This window comes from Asticcacaulis sp. MM231 (genome assembly GCF_964186625.1).
Classification (GTDB): Bacteria; Pseudomonadota; Alphaproteobacteria; order Caulobacterales; family Caulobacteraceae; genus Asticcacaulis.
The window spans coordinates 596,942-618,632 of record NZ_OZ075109.1 but is presented as its reverse complement, the minus strand read 5'-3'; the positions used below and the strand labels follow the sequence as shown (position 1 = coordinate 618,632).

Sequence of the window (21,691 nt, the reverse complement as noted above, 5' to 3'; positions counted from 1 at the left end):
GGACTGGCTCTCTGTTTGTATTTTTAATTATGCGGCGGTCGAAGGGGCGGCCGTGAAGAGGCGCACGCCAAAGATCATGCCGGTCGAGCGGCCTTCCTTCGGCACGAACTTGACGGTGACCGAGGTTTTGCCCCGTGTCAGCGCTTCCGGCACCGGATATTCCTCATCGAAGAATTCACCGGGCTTTACCGGCGTCTTGTGCGATACGGTTGTCAGGGTTTCACCGTCGATTAGGATATCGAATTCGCAACGGTCATCACCCCAATAGCTCGCCTGCATCACTAACGGACCCGGCTTGACGTTCATTTTGAACGACATGAAGCCGCCGGAACGGGCGTCACGACCGTTGCGGCCGCGATAGGTGCCGGGCCATGAGATGTCCGATTCGAGATTGTGATCGCGTTCGGCCTGCATTTCGCCAAGGTGCATGACATCTACCGAGCGGGCGGCCAGATCGCGCTGTCGAGCCTGTTCGGCCAGGAAGGCGGCTTCCTCGACCTTCCAGTCGGCCTCGTTGAACGCCTTGAAATAGACGGCGCTGCGGCGTTCATACTGGCTGTAGAAAGGGACGAATGTCAGTTCGCCGGGGCGGCCAATGCCAACGGTCTTGAACTGCGCTTTTTCGACAGTGACCGGTGCGAAGCCGGCCAGCAAATCATTGCCGACCAGCGCTGGATCGGTGGCCTTGTAATCCTCATCGACCGATCCGAGATCGGCGGCCAGCACCAGCGGGCCGCGCAGGATGGCGACGACGCCAGGATTGTCGTTGGTCGGTTCGATGCTCAGATCGAGCGGCAGGGAGAGGGCGAGTTCGTCACCGGCCTGCCAGACGCGATCGACGATCAGATAACCACGGTCGCGCGTAGCTTCTGTTGGCTTGCCATTGAGCTTAAGTGACACGCTTCTCGCCCAGCCAGGCACGCGCAGGGCCAGCTTGAAACGGGTTGGGCGACGTATTGAAGTCAGGCTCAGTTTCACTTCACCGTCATAGGGATAGGCGGTATCGAGGCGCAAGCTGGCGCCCTTTTCAGCCCACTTGGCGGTCGAAGGGATATAGAGATTGACCATCAGGGTGTCATTACCCTGCCAGTAGATCGAACTCGGCGTGCTTGGCGTGGCTTTCCATGCCGGTGCCGTGGCAGCAGGTCCAGTTATCAACCGGATCGGAGAAGCCGCGTGCGGCGCCGGTGAAGAGCGGCGTCATGTAGCTGAACATGCCCGTCTTCGGGTTTTGCTGCGACAGAACGTGATTGAGATGCGCGCGCTCGAAATAGTCGAAGTAGCTCGCATCCGGTGTCCAGCTATAGAGCTGGCGCGACATTTTCATCATATTGTAGGTGGCGCAGTGTTCACACGTCGCTTCGGTGATGTGCTTCGAGATGGCGTCGGGCTCGAAGAAATACTCGCGGTCGCCGTTGCCGCCGATGACAAAGCTATGGTGCTTCGTGACGCGTTCATAAAAGAACTCGGTCGCCGTGCGGTAGTCCGGCTTGCCGGTCACTTCATAGAGCCGCGCCAGGCCCAGCACCTTCGGGATGTTGGTGTTGGAGTGAATATTGGCGAGTTTGTCCTCACGCGCCACCATCGGATCGAGCACCTTGTGATGGTACAGGCGCTCGGCAAGCGCCAGCCAGCGCGGATCCTTGGTGCGGGCATAAAGCTCAGCGAAGGAATCGTTGAGGCCGCCGTGCTCGCAGTTGAGCACCTCCTGCACCTGGGTGTCTGACAGAGCGGCGAAAACCTTGTCGATATAGACGCTGAGCGCCACAGCGACGGGGATGGCTTTGTCGAGGCCACAGAAGGTCTGGGCGTCGAAGAGACCGCAATAGAGTTTGTGCCAGTTGTAGAGCGGCACCCAGCAGCCGTTGAGATCGAAACCGGCCGAGCGGATATCGCCGGCCATGATTTCAGGGAAGATTTCCTTGCCATCGACAACCGTGCCGTCCTTGCGACGGCGCAGGAAGCCGGCGGCATAGCCATCGCCCTGAGCGCCTTGGATCAGAGCTAATTCGTCGATCACATAAGACGCGCGTGCTTTGAGCACCGGATCGCCGGTCTGGGCGTACATCAGCGAGATGGCCGACATATAGTGGCCGAGGCTGTGGCCGGCGATGGTGTCCTTTTCCCAGCCGCCGTAGGATTCGCCCTTGGGCTTTAAACCAGCGCCTTTGCGGAAGTTATGCAGGAAGCGGTCGGGCTCCAGAGTCACCAGATAGGCGTGATTGACGTCGAGCGCAGTCTTGAAATCGGACGGCAGCAAACGGACATCGGACAGGGGGAGGGCGGTCGCTTTTTGGGTAAGATCTGAGGCCAGAGATGACCGCGTTGAAATGAGGCTAAAACCTGTCAAAGCTGCCGTTGCGGTTAAAAGCTGTCGCCGATTGGCGGTCAAAATGGCCATGTTACGCTCCTGTTGTCTGACAATTTGGTATACAATATACGCCAAATAGCAAGGTGTGATGCATAAATTGAGGCGATTTTTGCCACCTTTTGCCTGATTCACGTTGAGAGAGGGCGGGCGCCTGCCTTATAAAATGGAAGTTGTCTGAAAGTGGTTATAGAGTGCGAACTGGGGTTTGGTGCAAAAAATTATCATCAAATTCAAATGCATAGGGATTATTTCGCCCGCTGGGATTGTGCGTTGCGGCAATATTTTGCGGTGTGAAAATGTTGTGGCAGATTGGCAACATTAATTTGTCATGTTATTAAAAACGTCAAAAGAGTGTCGTATATCGTATAAAATATTTTGACGATCCCCAATTTTCATGTCCTGTTGCAACGGTGAAGTTTTTTGAAACTGGGGAATACATATGTTGACCACCACTACGCGTAAAACATGGCTGCTAGCCGCAACCGGCATGGCAGTCGCCATGATCTGCTCACCTGCCTTGGCTCAGGATGCAGCACCGGCGACAGCAACCAGCACAACCGCAGCACCCGTTGAAGATGCCGATACGGTTGTTATCGTTAAGGGGTTGCGGAAGAGCCTGAAGTCGGCTGTCGACCGCAAGCGTAAGTCGGCCCAAATCGTCGATTCGATCGATGCCGAAGACGTAGGCAAGTTGCCTGACAATAACGTTACCGAAGCCATTTCGCGTGTTACGGGTGTACAAATCACACGTGAGCGTGGTGAAGGCGGTAGTGTTGCTATTCGCGGACAGACCGATATTTCAACAACGATTAACGGTCAGGAAGCTAATTCCGGAATTGGCCGTTCGGCGGGCCTGAACGATATTCCGGCCGAACTTCTGAAGTCAGTCCAAGTTTACAAGACTAGAACCGCTGATCAAGTTGAAGGTGGTATTGCGGGTACTGTCAACGTTGATCTACGTCGTCCGCTTGATCTACCTAAGGGATGGACGGTTGCGGGTAGTGCTCGCACGGTTATGAGTGATGTGGGCGATACAAACAGCCCTTATTTTAGCGCCTTAGTTGCCAACCGTTGGGATACGGCCATGGGCGAAATGGGCTTCCTTCTGAACTTGTCTTATCAGAAGAATAACTACAACGAACAATATGCTGAAAGCGAAACGCCACGCCCGTTTTTTGCCAACAGCACTGAGCTGAATAGCCTGCCCGCTGACCTGAAGAGCATGAATGGCGGCCTCGGGCCCTTCTTCACGTACAAGACCCGTTATGGCGTCGAACGTGGCTATGTCGAGCGCCCTTCGATCAATGCTGGTTTTCAATGGCGCGTGAATGAGCATCTCGATTTCCTCGTTGAGGGGACGATCTTTAATGCAGAAGAGCATCGCCAGCTTGACGTTTTGGAAGCCCGTGGCCGTGACACCGGCGCAGTCTTGTCGAATGTCGTCATGATGCCTAACGGTTTGGCCATGAAATCTGCGACTTTCACGGGCGCAAATTTGCAGATTGGGCCTTATGCTAACGACGATGTCAGCAAGACAGAAAACACACACCTGAATTTTGAAGTGCATTGGCATAAGGATCGTTGGAACGTCAATGCTGCAATTACAAGCGATGAAAACGGCTATAACGCTCAATGGTACCGTGAGACACTACGTTTTACTAACCTGACAGGCTATTCGATCGATATGGATTCAGACAAGACGGAAGGCGGCGCGCCTTACGTTCAGTACAATGGACTAGATCTTAGTAATCCTGACAATTATATTCTGCGTGAATTCGAAAACGGTAAACGCTTCGAAAACAGTAAGCAGATGAGCTATCAACTGGATATGACCTATCATTTCAGTGATGATAAGTTCTTCCGGGATTTCCAGTTCGGTGTTCGCCACACATCTCGTGATATTTCTCGCGCTTATGGTTACCGCTATGCTGGCTGGAATGGTGCCAAAACTATTGCGCTGTCTGATTTCCCATCTGGCGACTCTCTGGATGCTGTTACTATTAAGGTCCCAGGTCTTGACTCTCCGACGTGGTACCGTCTCAATCTCGATGGCATCTTGAACAACTACGACGATATTCTCGCGCTGGCAGCCAACTCCCCTTCTTATTCAGGTGGTTCGGGCGGTTGGGATGATCTGATCGTTGATACAGAAAATGGCTTCGGCTCTTTTGTGGGTACGGAGAAAACGTCTGCTATATATGCCCAATTTACTTATGGCTTCAACGCATTCAATTTCCCGGTTGACGGTGTTGTTGGCGTACGTCAAGCGGGACGTCACAATACTAGCGTCAGTAAAGGCTTTCCTCGCCTGGCATCAATGGAAACTGGTGTCGTGCTAGATGGCGGCCTCTATTGCCCTGAAGGTACTGCAGTGGGGGCTCTTGGATGCTCACGTACAGTTGACGGTTCGGACTCTGATATCCTGCCAAGCGTAAACGCGGTTATCCATTTTATGCCTAAACTGCAAATGCGTCTGGCTTATACGCAGAATGTTGAGCGCCCAGGTTTTGATCTTGCAACCTCGTGGGCTTCTATTGATACCAGCGAGAACGGATGTCGTTGTGGATGGGGAGGGAATCCCGACCTCAAGCCAAATCACGAAACCAGCTATGATGCGTCGTTGGAGTACTATTTCGGTCGCGGCGGGGTGGTTTCATTTGCCGCTTATCTCAAAAAGCCGGATGGCTTTATCATCTGGGTACACGACGTAGATGCCCCGGTTCCAGGCTATGAAGGACTTTACACCTGGGATCACCCTATGAATGCAGGCCCCGGCACGTTCCAGGGTTATGAATTCACAGCACAAGGATTCTTTGACTTCCTTCCAGGTAAGTGGGCAAATTTTGGAGGACAGTTCAACTACACCTATAACCAGGTCGCAAAGATCAAGTATTGTTATGACTATCCTGATTGTGTCGCAGGTGGTGATTTTAACGCGACCGGTAATTCGCCCTATACTTATAACCTTGCTCTCTATTATGATACTCCCCAATTGAGTGCTCGTGTGGCATATAATTACCGTGCCCGTTATCGTGATAGCATCGATAATGAATATAGTGCTTATTCATTGTATGTTGAACCGACGTCGCGTCTTGATGCATCGATTAGCTACACGCCGATCAAGCAACTCACACTCAGCCTTGAAGCGACGAACCTGCTTCACGATAACACCAAGCGTTGGTGGGGAGAGCAACGCCTCTTGCCTATGGGTATTCGCGTCCAGGCTCGTACGATCCAGATGAGCGCCCGTTTCCGTTACTAAGCGCTTGATTTAAGTCTATCGATCGCAACCCGCCGGAAACGGCGGGTTGTTCTTTTTAGGTGGCGAATTTGTCAGATTCGCTTTCTAAATCTTGCTTTTATCCATGACTAACCTAGGTTCGCAGCATGAAAATCAGCATTCGGGAACTTGGCGATGAGCGCAACAAGGTGATCGTTATTGATCAGGCGGTGCCCGCTGCTGAAGGTCTGATCACGATGGCTTCAAATGGCCTGCCATTTAGTGAAAGTGCAAAAAATAGCTACCCCGGCATACGTCGCTCCTTAAATCCAAATGCTGAAGCGGAGAGGGATTACGTTAACTTCCTTTGCAAATTGTGTGGTCCGGTCATGCACGATGTTTTTGGCACAAAGCGTTTCTTAGTTGATCACGCCTCTCTTTCGCTAATGACCAAGCGATCGTTTGAGGCCAATCCGCTAACGCGCATTCCACACTATGACGAGATTAAAAAAACCAAATACGCCCTTCTGCATTTTCTGAGTCCGCGAACTCAGGGCGGCACAGGGTTTTATCGCCATAAACGCACTGGCTTTGAAAAGATAACACCGGACCGCAAAGATGAATTCCATGAAGGGCTACGTCAGGACTGGGCCGCCTATGGTGATCCTGAACAGGCCTATATGAGCGGTTCAAGCCAGGCCTTTGAGCAAACCGGTTACTTTGAAGGCATCTTCAATCGTGTCTTGATCTATTCGGGCGCGCTGCTTCACACTGCACAGGTGCCAAGCGATTTCGCCTATAGCGCTGACCCCCGAAAAGGCAGACTTACCGCCAACCTTTTCCTGGTGATCCCTGACGCATAGCGACTTAGACGCTTACCAATTGCGTTGATGCACAGACTTTTGTGATATAGCTTTCGTGGCTAGGCATGGCATTGGCAAGGCCGGCGCTGCCTTCCTTGATCTTGTCGATGCGCCAGCGGAACTCATCTACCGGCATCAGGTCGGCGACGGGATGATAGGATTTCGGCATCAGGCCCTGTCCGGCCAAGACAGCAAACCAACTCGCTTCCTTGAACAGCTCATCCGCCTTGACCAACGGCTGATTGTGCCGTTCGAAACTCTCCAGACGTGCTTTCAGGCTGTCGGGTACATCCATGTGTTTGCAATAGGCCCAGAAGGGCGTTTCCTCACGCTCGGTGACCTTGTAGTGGGCGATCAGGAAATCCTTCACGTCGTCATAGGCGAACAGCATGTCGCGGTTGAAGCTGGAACGCGCGGACTCGGTGATCTGGTCACGTGGGAAATAGCGCAGCAATTTCATGATGGCCTCCTGCACCAGATAGATGGAGGTCGATTCCAAAGGCTCAAGGAAGCCGCTCGCCAGTCCCATGGCGATGACGTTGCGGTTCCACTGCTTCTTGCGGTGGCCGGTCGTGAAGCGGATGACGCGCGGTTCGGCCTGCGGCTTGCCATCCAGCCGCTGCACGATCAGATCCATGGCCTTGTCTTCAGACAGATAGGATTCGCAGAAGACGTAGCCGTTGCCGGTGCGGTGCTGGAGCGGGATGCGCCATTGCCAGCCGGCTTCGCGGGCGGTCGAGGTGGTGTAGGGGGTGATGCCGCTGACCTTGTCGCATGGCACGGCGACGGCGCGGTTGCATGGCAGCCATTGTGACCAGTCTTCATGGCCCGTTTTGAGGGTTTGTTCGATCAGAAGCCCCCGGAAGCCGGAGCAATCAATGAACAGATCGCCGGTTATGATCTGGCCGTTTTCCAGCGTGACGGACGCGATGTCGCCACTTTCGGGATGCTGGCTGACGCTGGTGATCTTGCCTTCGTGGCGGATCACGCCGCGCGCTTCGCTGTGACGTCGCAGGAACTTGGCGTAGAGTGAGGCGTCGAAATGAAAGGCATAATTGACATTTGGCGCCTTCGGATTGATCTCCGCCATGCGGCCGAAACGATTCATGCGCGCCGCGAGCGTCTGGGGATTGAACAGGCCGAAATCCCCCGAACCGCCCGCCAGATGATACCGCATCCAATAATGGGTGAAGTTGACGTTCATATCGACGCCATACACACCGAACGGGTGGAAATAATCACTGCCTTCTCGCTTCCAGTTGATGAAGCGGATGCCGAGCTTAAAGGAAGCGTTGGTTTCCTTCATGAACTGGTTTTCGTCGATTTCCAGAAGTTTGTTGAACTCCTGAATGGTCGGGATGGTGGCTTCACCCACGCCAACTGTCCCGATCTCGTCGGACTCAATGAGCGTAATCGTATAGTTCTGCGTGCCAAAAACCTTGGAAAGCGCCGCTGCGGCCATCCAGCCTGCGGTGCCGCCCCCCACGATAACCAGTCTGCGAATATTAGCTGTACCCATTATGCCCTCACGCCTGAAACACCGATTATGACGTGTAGTCGTGTGATGTCAATTGAGCGGTATATCGTATAAAATATTTGACACATTCGAACTATTGTGTCGAAATGTCCGACAAATAAGTGTTGTGAGGGGGCAATGATTTTTAAGCACAATATGTATCTTTTCACGATTGCGGTGACCCTGCTCTCGGCCGGGTCCGTGGCGGTTGAGGCGCGCACGGTGACAGTTGCCGTCGATGCGAAATCAGGGCCGTGGTCCACCAAGGCCAACAGCAAGATGAAGTATGGTGTTGGTGATGAGGCCCCGCCGTTCATCATCACCGGCATTCCGGTCGATTCGGTGGATAAGGTAGAGGTCTATGCCGATGGCGTGACGACGGTTAAAGGCAAGGTTGAGGTTGGGCCGGTGGGTTTCGAAGACTTTGAGGTCAACGATAGCAAGGCGAGGGGGAAATATTATCCGAGTTTCTATACGCCCAAATTGCTTTATCCGGCTTATCAGCATGCCCTGGTCATGGGTTTTGTCGACGACAAGGGCGTACTCGTCAGCCGGCCGTTCGTCGTAGGCGAAGGGGTACGCGTGCCGATTCCCGAGGGGGCAACTGGCCTGGCGCTAGGCTTCAACGATGTAAGCTTCAAGGATAACAGTGGCACGCTAAGTGTCACCGTCACCATACCTGACCAGTAAATATCGCGGATGTATGCGGTAACATTTTGAATGTTTAAAACGTTTTTATGCGCTACCTGTGCGGGTGGCGAGAAGGGTGCTGTTGCAAAATAGAAACATAAGGTAAACTTAAAATAGTATACCATATAAAATATTTTGACGATGCGAAGACTTCGTGTCCATTTTGTGTCAGGTCTGTTTTGTAAGGGGATGACATGATAAAAACACGTAATCACAAGGCACTTTTGCTCGCGGCAAGCGGCCTTCTAGCCGCCATGATATGCGCGCCCGCGCTGGCTCAGGAGACCACGGCGAAAGGTGATAAAGCCGATGAAGCCGCTGAGGAAACGACTGTTGTCGTGACGGGTTCGCGCATCCGTCATAAGGGTGCGGCCAGCGCTACGCCGACCACGGTCATTAATGCCGATGTGATCCGCAAGTCCGGCGCGCGCCAGGTGGCTGATCTTGTCAATCAAATGCCCGCGCTCGTTATCAGCCAGAGCGACCAGACGTCGAACGCCAACCGAGATAAGGATTCGCTTGACCAGGGTCATCCAGGACTGAATGCGCTAGACCTGCGCGGGCTGGGCACAAAACGGACGCTCGTTCTGGTCGATGGCCGTCGCCACGTGCCCGGTGCCCCTGGCACCTCGGCTGTCGACATCAGCACCATTCCAGGCGGCCTGATCGAGCGGGTGGAAATCATCACGGGCGGCGCCTCGGCACAATATGGCGCTGATGCCGTGGCTGGCGTTGCCAACTTTATCCTGAAGAAGAATTATCAGGGTCTCGACGCCAATGTTCGCTATGGCAATTCGACCTATGGCGACATGCCGAGTTATGACGCCGATGTTCTCTGGGGCAAGAATTTCGCCGACGGCAAGGCGAATGTCACGCTCTTTGGTACCTATGGCCAGTCCAACGGCGTGGTCGCCGGCCAGGACCGCCCGTCAACCTCGCGCGGCAATCCATGGTGGGCCCGTGCGAATTCGTCGATGCCCTATTCGATACTTGACGACCAACACAGCCTGCAATACTCGCCGCGCGCTGTCGTCCTTCTGGGTAGTAAGCCCTACGTCTTCAATGATGATGGCACTATGCGTGACCCAATCCTCGGCACGGCCGGGCTAATCTCCACGCTTTCGCCAGCAAACATGGCCAAGAACTCCAGCGTCGCGTCTCTGGTTACCAATAGTGGCGGCGAATTTGATGGCCGCTATGACAACTGGCTCCTGTCGGTGCCGAGCGAGCGCTTCATAACCCACGGCACCTTTGGCTATCAGTTCAACGACAACCTGCGCTATTTCCTGGAACTCGACTACGCCACCAACAAGTCTCACGGTGAATATGGCCTGTGGTGGGAAGGCGGTACGAACAAGCTGTGGGACGGCAACCCCTTCATTACACCGGAAATCATAGCGGCCAATGGTGGCCAAGGTTTCCCTGACGGTTTGTCCTTCGTGCGCAACTATCCGGAATTTGGCAAGTCACGCTCGAATTATCGTCGTGAACTCCAGCAGGTCGTGACTGGCTTCGAGGGCGAACTGCCGGCCCTGTTCCGTGAGCATGACTGGGCATGGTCGACCTACGTGTCCTACGGCAAGACCGAGGAAACCATCCAGGATTTCAACAACACGTCCAATGAACGTTACATGCGCGCGCTTGATGCGGTAACGGGACCTGGCGGGACGCCGATCTGCTGGGTGAACTCCGACGCTGATACATCGAACGACGACCCGGCCTGCGTGCCGCTCAATCCCTTCAAACCGGCGACGAAGGAGGTCATCAACTATCTGCAATATGACAGCAGTGCCTCGACGACGTCGCTCGAACAATATGTCTGGTCAGGCTATGTGACCGGCGGCCTGTTCAATCTGCCAGCCGGCGAGGTTCAGGTGGCGCTTGGCGCCGAATATCGCCGCGAGGCCAACAATATCGGTGCACGTGACGAATATAACCCCGACAGCCCCAACTTCGTGCCCGATTACGGCGTTGTTGAGACACCTCTGAAGGGTGAATTCGACGTGAAGGAACTGTTCGCCGAACTGAGCGTGCCTATCCTGAAAGATCTGCCGTTCGCCTATCGTTTGACCGCCGACGCGGCCGTTCGTACCGCCGACTATTCGACGGCCGGGAAGACGACGGCCGAGAAATACGGACTGCAGTGGGCGCCCGTGAAGGATATTCGTTTCCGCACTACTTACGGCAAGGCTGTGCGTGCTCCAAACATCAGCGAGGTCTTTACGGCCTCCTCGATTAGCGGTCAGTGGCTAAGCGATCCATGCAACTATTACAATCTGCCCTACCGCACAGATAAGACCCAGTATACCGCAGCTAACTGCGCCGCCGTCATGCCGGCCAACAAGAACGACTACTGGCTGTGGCTGGATGTCGTTAAGAAGGGCAATCCGGACCTGAAGGTGGAGACGGCCAAGACCTTTACGTTGGGTGTGGTTCTGCAACCGCGCTTCATGAAGAACTTCAGTGCCACGGTCGATTATTATGACATCAAGATGACCAATGTCATTTCGTCGGTCGAGCCGCAGCAGATTCTCAACAAGTGCATGGATGCACCGACCCTTGACAACAACTACTGCGATCAGATCATCCGCGATCCAGTGACCAACAATCTGGTTTCGGTTATCAAGCAGAACATCAATCTGGCGCATCGCAAGACCAGCGGCATAGATACCGAATTCGACTATTCGGTCAATCTGGCTGCCTGGGGCTGGGGCAGCAACGCCGGAATGCTATCGGTCAACAGCATCTGGACGCGTCTGTTCGAAAACAAATATACCCCCGATCCGGACAACCCCGAAAGCGTCACCGATACGGTCGGCATCTTCGGTTTCCCGAAACTCAAAGGACGCACCTCGTTCAACTATTCGCGCGACAAGCTGTCGCTGGGCTGGACCTCACGTTTCTATTCGGGGATGCGCCAGACGGTGACCATTACGCCGGATGCCTACACGCCTTACAAGACCAAGCCGATTGCCTATGACGATGTCTATGTGTCGTATTGGCTGAAGCCGACCATCAACCTCAGCGCGGGTCTCTCGAACGCCTTCAATAAGCAGCCGCCTCGCTATCCGGGCGCGGAAGCCGGCGGTGCCTATTTCGGTGACGAGGGCTGGCAGGCCGGGGTCTACGATGTGATCGGTCGCACCGGCTGGATCAACCTGCGCTTCACGCGCTAGTCAAAGCTTGCGGGCTCTGCGCGTCTGTGCAGAGCCCGTTTCATTATCCGGCATCTGCCGCTTACACCGGCATTTGTCTTTTTTGTTTTTCGGCTTTTCAACAGTTAAGTGGCCCCATGTCTTTCAAGCACATCACTCTCGCTCTCGTCCTCAGCTTGGCCACGGCCGTGCCCGTTTTTGCCGCCGACCCGGTTGCTGTGGTTGCAGCGCCGCGCGTCGATATGGCCCAGCGCTATGTCGATAGTGATCAGTACATGTCGGGCAAGATCGACAGCCTGATCGTCGATCTCGACCTGTCGGCGCGATTTGTCGATGGCGGTGTTCTGTTCCGGCGCGGGCCTAAGAAAAGCGGCACGATGATGTTCGCCGATACCGCCCGGGCCACGCAAACCGCGCTGATCACCGAGGCCGATCTGACGCAAAAGCTGGTGGCGGCCGGAGAAAAAATCGAGGGCGTGGCCGATATCCGCCCGACCGGCTATGATGCCGGCAAGAAGACCCTGACCTTCGGCGCGCTGGGGCGTGAATGGACCTATGATTTTACGGCCGGCACAGTCAGCGCCAACCCGCCACGCGCAGAGCGCCCAAAGGGCGTCACCTCGCCGGATGGCAAGCGCATGGTGGTGGCGCGCAACTATAATCTCTGGCTCATTGACCTGGTGAGTGGCAAGGAAACGCCGCTGACCAGCGATGGCACCTATGACCTGCGTTACGGCACCACCTATCCGCTACTGGGCGAAATGGCCGCCGCCAACAATCCTGCCCTGGAGATGCCGCTTAGCGCCCAGTGGTCGCCCGATGGCAAGTCGCTTGTCACCTATCGCCTGACACGCAACGGCAGCTATATCTGGCATGGCGTGCAGCAGAGCCCTCCGGGTAGTCAGTTTCCGCGTACTTTCGATTACGTCTACCCGACAGCCGGCGCCAAGAATGTGCCGCTGCAACAGCCGGTGCTGGTCGATGTCGACAAGGCCACGGTCACCGATCTGAAGGTGCCAGCGACCGAAATGCTCTATCCCGGCGATATCTCTATCTACTGGGAAGGTGATCATATCGTTTATGACTGGACCGAGCGCGGTTACGCCCAGTTGAAGCTGTTCGAAATCGATCCCAAGACGAACGTGGCAAGGGTGCGCGTGCACGAGGCGATGAAGCCGCTGGTGACGGTGACCTCATCCTCAATTCGTCCGGCCTCGGAGCTGAAGGGCGATCTGGTGATTTCTGAGCGCACCGGCTGGGCGCAGCTCTATTACATAGCTCAAGGCACCAATCCGGACGGCGGTAAGGCCCTGACCAAAGGCAACTGGGAGGTCACCGAGATTGTGCGTATCGATGAGGGCGGACCGATCCTGATCGCCGGCATCGGCCGCGAGCCCGGCGTCAATCCCTATTTCCGCAGCCTCTATCGCGTCGGTCTTGATGGCTCGATCTTCAATCTGACCCCGGAGCCACTCCACCACGAAACGGACGTTTCCGACGATGGCAAATGGATAATAGACCGCATGTCGAGCCCGACCGTGGCGACTGAGACCGTCATCCGCGATGCGGCCAATGGGCGGATCGTGCAGACTTTGGGCAAGGCGGATATTTCAGCCCTGCTGGCCACCGGCTTTACCCTGCCAGAGCCGTTCGAGACCCTGGCCGACGATGGCAAGACCAAGCTCTACGGCATGATCTATCGCCCGAAGACTTTCGATGCGTCGAAGTCTTATCCTGTCATTGAGAACCTCTATACGGGGCCGACGACCCACCGTTTCGATGAGGATTTTAATGGCAATATCCGAAGCTCGCTGAACGCCATGGCGCAACTGGGCGCCGTGGTCGTCACCATTGACGGGCGTGGCACCTCGCAGCGCGGTCAGGCGTTCCGCTCATCCGCCTACCAGAACCTCGGCGAGGTAGGTCTGGACGACCATATCTGGGTGCTGAAGGCGATGCAGAAAAAGTATCCCTATCTCGATCTCAACCGTGTCGGCGTCTATGGCGGTTCGGCCGGTGGTTACGACGCGGCGCGCTTCATTCTGCGTCGCCCGGATTTCTACAAGGTGGCGGTGGCCTCGTCGGGCAATCATGACCTGCGTCTCGATAAGGCGTGGTGGCCGGAAGTCTCCATGGGTATCGCCGATGACGCGACCTGGGAGCGCAACTCCAATATTTCTGTCGCCAAAAACCTCAAGGGCAAGCTCATGCTGATCCACGGCGATATCGACGACAACGTGCCGGTGGCTGCCTCGCTGCGTCTCGATAAGGCCCTGATCGATGCCGGAAAACCGCACGAGCTGGTCATCCTGCCCAACACGACACACGCCGTCTATCAGCCCTACTTCTGGAAGAAACTGCGCGATTATTTCACGGTCAATCTGATCGGCGAAACCCCGCCACAATAGGCGGTATAGCCCATGGATGTGACACGGTGCGGATGAATACGCCGGTCGGGTGCTACAGGTATCCGACCGGAATGGCCCAGACCGACTTCGATAACGGGATGTCCGCGTCCTTGAGGCACAGGACGCACCCGTCACCGACTGGCTGTTTAAGCGCTTCCAGGGCCGCAAAGTTCTTGCTGGCACCGAGGCTGGGTGTCATCGTCTTTTTAAATTCGATCGGATAAAGCATCCCATCCTGACTAATAATGAGGTCGATCTCTTTTTGGTCACGATCACGGTAGAAATAGAAGTGTCCGGCCTTGCCTCGGTTCCAGTACGACTTGAGGATCTCGGCCATCATGTAGGTCTCAAGGATGGCCCCCGACATGGCGCCAGCTTCGAGGGCCTCGGGCGTCGACCACTGGGTCAAGTAGGCGCACAGGCCGGTGTCGAGGAAATAGAGTTTCGGCGTTTTCACCAGGCGATTGGTGATATTGTTGTGGTACGGCTGAAGCATAAAGACCAAGCCGGACGTCTCCAGAATCGATAACCAGGCCTTGATCGTCTTCTGATCAACATCGACATCCCGCGCCATATCCGCATAGTTGATGAGCTGGCCGGTACGTGCGGCCACGGCGCGCAGGAAGCGGGCAAAGGCAATCTCATTACCCACCCTCGTAAGGTCACGGACATCCCGCTGAATGTAGGTTTGAATGTACGAGCTGTAAAAAATATCGCGCGGCATGTCTGGATTGAGAGCAATCGCCGGGAAGCTTCCAGTCCAGATCGTGCGGTATACATCCATGACGGCAGAGCTTGACGTCTTCGTTCTTGCCGCCTCTAACCACCCTCGCGTTGGGGTGAAGGGGGCCTGGTCAGCCGCGCGGTCGTCGCGTTCGGCCTGGGAAAGGCCAATCAGGTCGAGAATGGCGATCCGGCCCGCCAGTGTTTCTGATATGCCGTGCATCAGGTGGAATTTTTGCGAGCCCGTGAGCCAGTATTGGCCACGGGTTTGCGTTTGATCAACCAGGCTTTTAATGACACTGAACAATTGCGGAGCATACTGTACCTCATCGATGATAAGGGGTGGCTTGTGCAGTTGCAGGAACAGGGCGGGGTCTGTTTGGGCCAGAGTACGCTGATCGAGATCGTCCAGGCTGACATAGGAGCGGCCAGGTTCCGCACAGTCCCGAAGCAAGGTCGTCTTACCGACTTGTCGCGGCCCCGTGACGAGCACAACTGAGAAGACCGTTGAGACAGACTTCAGGGTTTCGGCCAATGTACGGTGTATGTGCTGCATGGGCTTCCGGCTAATATGGAATATAATTCCACATTAGCCGAAAATTCTCCGGTTGACGACAAAAATTTCGCGGCATGTAAAGGTGAACCTATGGAAAACGAACCTGCACGTTCCAAGCATCACCTCGTTACAAGGACAAACTTTTGCCCTACCGGGCGTTGCCTTCGGGAATGACGCGGAGCAAGACAGCGCCATGCTTCGGAACGGAATAGGTGTAGCCGTCATCGGCATGGTGATCGCTGGCGGCCCACAGGTCTCGCACCGTCGTGCCGCTCACCTTGATATCGGCCCAGGAACCGCTGATCAGGGTGGTCGTGTCGCCGCGATTGAACAGGCCCACAGCCGTTGAGCCATCGGCCAGCTTTTTGGTCCAGACCTCGGTCTGGCCGTCTTTCCTGGCGGGCAGGCCTTGCGCGCCCAACCTGTCCTGATCGATGGCGATGACCTCCTTGTTGGTCAGCAGAGACAGGGTTTCCGGTGTCATGCTGCGGACGTCATTGCCCAGCACCAGCGGCGCTGACATCATGGCCCACAGGGTCATATGCGTCTTGTATTCATCAAAACCCATGCCGCCATTGCCGATCTCTAACATGTCGGGATCGTTCCATCCGTTGGGACCGGTATGGTTAGCGACGCCGTTCTTGTCGAAGCCGATCTTCGCCATGACGTCGTAAGTGTCCTCGATGTCGCCCGTGGTGCGCCAGAGGTGGCCACCCACGTCGCGACCCCAGGAACCGACGTCGAAACGGCCATACTGGCAGAGCGAATAGACGATGTCGCGGCCGGTGGCGTTCAGAGCTTCACCCATCTCCTGATAGGTGGCGTAGACCGTTTCGGCGTTGTTGTAGAAGGCTTCGCCGGAACAAAGATCGTATTTCAGATAGTCGACGCCCCAGTCGGCGAAGGTCTGAGCGTCCTGTTTGATATGGCCGTAGGAGCCGGCATAGCCGGCGCAGGTCTTGGGGCCGGGCGAGGAATAGAGGCCGAGCTTGAGGCCACGTGCGTGGACGTAATCGGCCAGCGCTTTCATGTCGGGGAAGTTTGTGTTGGGATGCAGCACGCCTTTGGCGTCACGCTCGCCCTGCCAGCCGTCATCGATATTGACATAAACATAGCCGGCATCACGCAGGCCCGAGGCTACCAGGGCATCGGCGATCTCGCGGACCGTCTGGTCGCTGATATCGGTGGCGAACTTGTTCCACGAACTCCAGCCCATCGGCGGGGTGGGGCTAAGCGGCTTTTGCGGCACCACGGCCTTGGCGGGGAGGGGGTAGGTCGGGAAATCGAGCGCCTTCAGTTCGGCGCGCTTGGCCTTATGGGCGGTCAGGTCAAAGTCCTGATACCAGACCTTACCGGTCATGCGAACCGTTTGGCCTTCAGGCTTCACCACAATATCCGTCATGGTAACGCGCGGATTACCGTTGTAGAGCTTGAAGACGAGGTTATCGCCGTCCTTGTGCAGATCGGTTAGGGGGAGGTCGCCATACCAGTGCGAGGTCAGCTTGCCGGAAAGCTTGCCAGCCTTGTCCTCGATCACGAGACGGGTGAAGCCCGGGAAGTCGGGCGACGAATCGAACACCCAGCCGCCCTTGGGTGTTTCGGCAAAAGCTCCAGGCGCCAGCAGGAAACCGCTGAGAAGTGTGGTGGCTAACAGTTTCCGCATGCGGTTCACTCCGGTTAAATGGCTTGCCTGCCAAAAAGTATATAGTATACATCATGACGGGTATCGTAAAAATGGCAAGAGGCAGTTTGATCATGGGCGCACCGTTGAGACTCTTAAGTATGGTGCTCACGCTGGTGATAGCGTCGCCGGCCTTTGCTGCAGCGCCAGACGTGGCCGATTATCAGCGATCGTTATCCTTGCGCGATGACTGGTCGGGCCTGACCGAAAACATCGCCGAACCGGCGCAGTGGATCGAAGGCACGCACCGCTTCATCTATCGCAAGACCGTGCCGGGTGGTTTCCAGTTCGTCATGATGGATGCGGATACGAAGGCAAAATCCCCCGCGTTCGATCAGGACCGGCTGGCGGCTTCACTCAGTCAAGCGCTCGGAAAAACCTATAGTGGCCTGCATCTACCCTTCACCGAGCCCATGGCCTCGGTCAGCTTTACCGAAGGCGGGAAGGGGCTTTTCGCCTACCTCGGTGAGGATGACGCCTGGACCTGTACCCTGACGGATTATGTGTGTGCCCGTGTGCCGCAAGCGGGCGGTCAGCCGCGTGGTTTTGGCGTGGTGCGTGACCTGGCCATCCCTGCCGACAATACGCCCAAACCTTCGCCGGACGGCAAGTGGGTGGCCTTTGTGCAGGGCTTCAATATCGTCGTACGGCCGGCTGGCGGCGGTGCGGTGACCGTTCTCAGCACTGATGGCTCTGAGGGCGAGTTCTATGATCCGCAGTCGATCATCTGGTCGCCGGATTCGCAAAAGCTGGCCGCCTATCGCGTCCGTCCCGGTTTTGCGCGTCGTGTCACGCGCGTTGTATCATCGCCCGAAGGCGAGTTACAGCCGAAGCTGGCCACGCAGCTTTACCCGAAGCCCGGCGATGCCGTCGATATCGACCGCCCGGTGCTGTTCGATGTGGCGGCTAAACGCCAGATCAATGTGCCCTTCGATCTGTTTCCTAATCCCTACACCATGTCGGATATCGGCTGGCGGGCGGATTCCTCGGCCATTACTTTTGAATATGATCAGCGTGGTCATCAAGCCTACCGACTGATCGAGGCCAGCGCCAAAACTGGCGCGGCGCGTATTGTTGCCGAGGATCATGCCTCCACCTTCGTCAATATCGAGCGGCGCTACAGCCACGATGTCGGCGGTTTGGGCCGCGAACTGATCTGGATGTCGGAACGCGACGGCTGGAACCATCTTTATCTCTATGATGCCAAGACGGGCAAGGTGAAGAACCAGATCACCAAGGGCGGCTGGGTGGTGCGCAAGGTGATCAAGGTCGATGACCAAAAACGCCAGATCTGGTTCGCCGCCAGCGGCATGATGGCTGGCAGCGATCCCTATTTCCAGAAGTTTTACCGTGTCGATTTCGACGGTAAAAACCTGACGCCGATCACCACAACAGACGCTTGGCACGATGTCAGCTTCTCAAGCGACATGGCCTACTATGTCGATACCTGGTCGCGTATCGACCTGCCCAATATTGCCGAATTGCACAGTGCCGATGGCGCGCTGGTTGCCGAGATCGAGCATGGCGATATCTCGAAGCTGGTGGCCGCCGGTTTCAAGGCGCCGGAAGTCTTCACCGCCAAGGGGCGTGACGGCAAGACCGATATCTGGGGCATCATCGTGCGTCCGCGCAACTTCGACCCGACCAAAAAATATCCGGTGATCGAGAACATCTACGCCGGTCCGCACGATAATTTTGTGCCCAAGACCTTCTGGCCGTTCGGTCTGCACTCCGGCGGTGACAAGGTGGTGGGGATGCAGGCCCAGGCCGATCTTGGTTTCATCGTGGTGCAGATCGACGGCATGGGCACCATGAATCGCTCCAAGGCGTTTCATGATGTCGCCTGGAAGAATGTCGGCGATTCCGGCTTCCCCGACCGCATTTTGTGGCACAAGGCGGCCGCTGCCAAATACCCATGGTACGATATCAGCCGCGTCGGCATCTATGGCGGCTCGGCTGGTGGCCAAAGTTCGCTCGGTGCGCTGGAATTCCATCCTGATTTCTACAAGGCCGCCGTCGCCTATGCGGGCTGCTTCGACAACCGCATGGACAAGATTAGCTGGAACGAGGAATGGATGGGCTGGCCGGTCGATGAGTTTACGCGAAGTCATCCGGTGTCGATAACGCCTGGCGCTTGCAAGGCCACGTGCTTTTGATCGTCGGTGAGCAGGACACAAATGTCGATCCGTCTTCGACGCTTCAGGTGGTGAATGCCCTGATCAAGGCGCGCAAGGACTTCGATCTGATCGTGGCCCCCAATCAGGGCCATGGCGCCTTGCGAAATGTCGGCGACTTTGGCTACGGTCTGCGCCGCCAATATGATTTCTTCGTGCGTCATTTGCAGGGTGAAAGCACGCCCAACTGGAACGCCCTTCCAGAAACTGCTCCCAAAGCCCATTAGAGAGATTTTGATGACCCTTTTGAAAACGACCGGGCTTTGTGCCTCCCTGTTTGCGTTAATGGCGGCTGGTGTTGTCCACGCGGAGACGTGGAAAGCCGTATCGCCGGACGGCCAGATTGCCGTGATCGTTGACAAGGCCAATGGCGACCTGCCGAAATACAGCGTCAGCTACAAGGGCCAGACCTTTATCGCACCGTCCGAACTGGGCCTGCGCCTCGATGTGCCGGGATTTGGGGCCAAGGGCTTCGATGCCCCTGTCGTGACGACACGTGCTGTCAACGAGACCTATTCCATCGTGGTGGGCAAGGCGTCCAGCGCGCCGGATCACTATAACCAGATGAACCTGACCTTTCATGAAACCGGCGGCACGCACAGCATCGGTTTGATTTTTCGCGTTTATGACAATGGCGTGGCCCTGCGCTACGTCCTGCCGCAACAGCCCGATCTGGCATCGTTTGGTGTCTATGGTGAGAAGACTGAATTTGCCTTCGCGAGCGATTTCAATTGCTGGGGCCTCAACCTCGGCAAGTTCCACAATGCCCACGAGGGTGAATTTGATGCCGTCAAGGCGTCGCTGATCCGCGACCATAGCCTGTTCGATTCACCGCTGGTTTGTAAAACCGGTGAGGGCGAGGCCACCTTTGCGCTGGCCGAATCCGATATCGAGCACTATCCGGCCACCTATTATTCGCGCACCGGCGACAATAAGCTGGGCGTCGCGGTCCATCTGCCGCCGCGTCTCGATTTTGATTCTATCAAGCCTTACGTGGCGAAGATCGCCATGACGGGTGATGATTTCCGCACGCCGTGGCGCGTCATCATGGTGGGGGATAGTCCGCGCAAGCTGGTCGAATCTCATTTGATCGCCACGCTCGGCGCGCCGTCCAAGATCAAAGACACATCATGGATCAAGCCGGGCAAGAGCGCCTGGGACTGGTGGAACGGTTTTCGTGCGCCTGTGGCTAATCCGGGCATCAATACCGACACCTACAAGGCCTATGTCGACTTTGCCCACGAGATGGGGCTTGATTACATCCTGATTGACGAGGGCTGGTATACCGGCTCATCCACGCGCCCCAAGCCGGGTTCGGACGTGACCAAACCGATCGCCGCCGTCGATATGCCGGCGATCATCAAATACGCCAAGGCGCGCAATGTCCGCGTCATGATCTGGCTGCAATGGGAGCAGCTAGACTGGCAGATGGATGAAGCGCTGGCGGCTTACGAAACATGGGGCATCGCCGGTATCAAGGTCGATTTCATGGATCGATCTGATCAGGACATGGTCGACTATTTCCACAAGATCCTGTCAAAAGCGGCCGATCACCACCTGCTCGTTGATTTGCACGGTGCCTATGCGCCGTCTGGTCTGCTACGCACCTACCCGAACTACATCACGCAAGAAGGTGTGCTGGGCGCGGAATACAACAAGTGGACGACGCGGATCACCGCCACGCATAATGTCACCTTGCCGTTTACGCGCATGATTCTGGGGCCGATCGACTATACGCCGGGCGGATTTGGCAACCGCACCCCGCAGACCTTCGAGATACACGAAAGCCATCCGCTAACCCAGACAACGCGCGGTCAGGCCATCGCCATGTATGTCGTCTACGATAGCCCGCTTGTCATGGTTTCCGATGCGCCACAGGCCTATAAGAAGGCCGACGGCAAATGGGAAGACGGCGTGGATTTTATCCAGGCCGTGCCAACGAGCTGGGACGAGACGCGCGTGCTGCAAGGCGATATCGGGCAATATATCGTAACGGCGCGCCGCAAGGGTGATGTCTGGTATATCGGCGCTATGACCAATGAAGCGGGCCGCGAGCTCTCCATACCACTCAGTTTCCTTGGAGAAGGTGCCTACACGGCGGCCACCTGGCAGGATGGCGCGACGCCAACGACACTTGTTGCCGGGACGCAAAAGGTGAGGGCCAGCGACACCATTACGCTCAAATTGGCCGGCGCCGGCGGTGGGAGCGCTATCATTCGCCCTGTGCAAGCCTTTGGCAAGTCGTTGAAAAAGCGTAAATAAAGAGGACCGTCACATAATCGTATAATTTATATTTGACGGATGGGCGTAAGGGTGTTTTAGATTACTCAGTCA

The 21,691-nt window shown here is 56.1% G+C and carries 9 protein-coding genes and 2 pseudogenes; 7 read left to right on the top strand and 4 right to left on the bottom strand.

What is annotated here, in order from left to right; translation table 11 throughout:
• Positions 1 to 27: 27 nt before the first annotated feature.
• Positions 28 to 2,401 (bottom strand): annotated as a pseudogene (locus ABQ278_RS19375) (beta-L-arabinofuranosidase domain-containing protein).
• Positions 2,402 to 2,810: 409 nt separating this feature from the next.
• On the opposite strand from ABQ278_RS19375, the gene ABQ278_RS19370 reads away from it, so the two are divergent.
• Complete coding sequence (locus ABQ278_RS19370; protein WP_349322658.1) at positions 2,811 to 5,633, top strand: TonB-dependent receptor; 2,823 nt, start codon at positions 2,811 to 2,813, stop codon at positions 5,631 to 5,633.
• A 125-nt stretch (positions 5,634 to 5,758) separates the two neighbouring features.
• Positions 5,759 to 6,454 carry a DUF6445 family protein gene (locus ABQ278_RS19365; RefSeq protein WP_349322657.1) on the top strand — a complete coding sequence of 232 codons (696 nt, stop codon included), beginning with the start codon at positions 5,759 to 5,761 and terminating at the stop codon, positions 6,452 to 6,454.
• A gap of 4 nt (positions 6,455 to 6,458) precedes the next feature.
• Here ABQ278_RS19365 and ABQ278_RS19360 read toward each other — a convergent pair whose 3' ends face one another.
• Entirely contained in the window at positions 6,459 to 7,973 is a 1,515-nt protein-coding gene (locus ABQ278_RS19360) for a tryptophan halogenase family protein (RefSeq protein WP_349322656.1), read from the bottom strand.
• Between the two features lie 135 nt (positions 7,974 to 8,108).
• On the opposite strand from ABQ278_RS19360, the gene ABQ278_RS19355 reads away from it, so the two are divergent.
• The 3 genes from ABQ278_RS19355 (at position 8,109) to ABQ278_RS19345 (ending at position 14,223) form a co-directional block, all read left to right on the top strand.
• The gene (locus tag ABQ278_RS19355; protein WP_349322655.1) at positions 8,109 to 8,660 is read left to right on the top strand and encodes a hypothetical protein; all 552 of its coding nucleotides are present in this window, start codon (positions 8,109 to 8,111) and stop codon (positions 8,658 to 8,660) included.
• Positions 8,661 to 8,854: 194 nt separating this feature from the next.
• Positions 8,855 to 11,836, top strand: a complete 2,982-nt coding sequence (locus ABQ278_RS19350) for a TonB-dependent receptor domain-containing protein (protein ID WP_349322654.1) — start codon at positions 8,855 to 8,857, stop codon at positions 11,834 to 11,836.
• 116 nt (positions 11,837 to 11,952) lie between these two features.
• Positions 11,953 to 14,223: a prolyl oligopeptidase family serine peptidase gene (locus tag ABQ278_RS19345; RefSeq protein ID WP_349322653.1), complete on the top strand. Its 2,271-nt coding sequence runs from the start codon at positions 11,953 to 11,955 to the stop codon at positions 14,221 to 14,223.
• Between the two features lie 52 nt (positions 14,224 to 14,275).
• Here ABQ278_RS19345 and ABQ278_RS19340 read toward each other — a convergent pair whose 3' ends face one another.
• Together ABQ278_RS19340 and ABQ278_RS19335 are read right to left on the bottom strand one after the other, a co-directional pair.
• Positions 14,276 to 15,502: an ATP-binding protein gene (locus ABQ278_RS19340; RefSeq protein ID WP_349322652.1), complete on the bottom strand. Its 1,227-nt coding sequence runs from the start codon at positions 15,500 to 15,502 to the stop codon at positions 14,276 to 14,278.
• 148 nt (positions 15,503 to 15,650) lie between these two features.
• On the bottom strand, positions 15,651 to 17,165 hold the full coding sequence (locus tag ABQ278_RS19335; RefSeq protein ID WP_349322651.1) for a glycoside hydrolase family 27 protein: 1,515 nt from the start codon (positions 17,163 to 17,165) through the stop codon (positions 15,651 to 15,653).
• Positions 17,166 to 17,257: 92 nt separating this feature from the next.
• Between ABQ278_RS19335 and ABQ278_RS19330 the strand changes: the two are divergent.
• Positions 17,258 to 19,584, top strand: a pseudogene (locus ABQ278_RS19330) (DPP IV N-terminal domain-containing protein).
• Positions 19,585 to 19,594: 10 nt separating this feature from the next.
• Entirely contained in the window at positions 19,595 to 21,619 is a 2,025-nt protein-coding gene (locus tag ABQ278_RS19325) for a glycoside hydrolase family 97 protein (protein WP_349322650.1), read from the top strand.
• The last annotated feature ends 72 nt before the right edge of the window (positions 21,620 to 21,691 follow it).